Source organism: Roseixanthobacter psychrophilus (assembly GCF_043195195.1).
GTDB lineage: Bacteria > Pseudomonadota > Alphaproteobacteria > Rhizobiales > Xanthobacteraceae > NCEH01.
Map to the genome: position 1 here is coordinate 1 of NZ_JBAFWT010000175.1, position 554 is coordinate 554.

The window sequence follows — 554 nt, forward strand, 5'->3', positions numbered from 1 at the left end:
AGCGTAACCGACACGATGTCAACCCCCGGAGCCGAAGCCCGGAGGTGCCGGATTAGCTTCGGCAGCACCACCATCTCTCCCACGCAGTGAAGATTATAGCGAAATTGTCGAATCGCATTTCTATACTCCATAACTGAACAATTTCGGAAAGGTAAGGCTGATTGGCTCGGGGCAATGCAAGGATGGAAGCCAGTCGATAAACAAGGCAATGTCTCGAAAGGTTCCATTCTGCAACGTCGAACTCGCCTGGATAAGCTGGAACTTCCAATCGTGGATATCTACGAGGGAAGGTGTCGTCAGGACAATCGGGATCGCGTGCGCTATGCCATCCGGACCGGTCGGCATTTGCGAGTAAACTATGGCGATTTCCGGCGGGTCCTTTTCAAAACTGGCCTGATTGCGCACCCACGCCGACATGAATGTATTTGTCAGGATGCAAAATCGGGTCGCCACTGGTCTTGCCGTCGTACAGAGCACTCTTGGATCGGCACGCCGTATGATGAAGGAATGCTCGTCGACGACGGCCGCTTCCTTTGCCCAGATCATGCATAAAA

General features: G+C 53.1%; 1 protein-coding gene. It reads right to left on the minus strand.

Going from position 1 to position 554, the window contains the following annotated elements:
• Nucleotides 1-120: 120 nt before the first annotated feature.
• Nucleotides 121-554, minus strand: a 434-nt coding sequence (locus V5F77_RS29075) for a hypothetical protein (RefSeq protein ID WP_429008514.1), incomplete at its 5' end; no start/stop codon positions are given.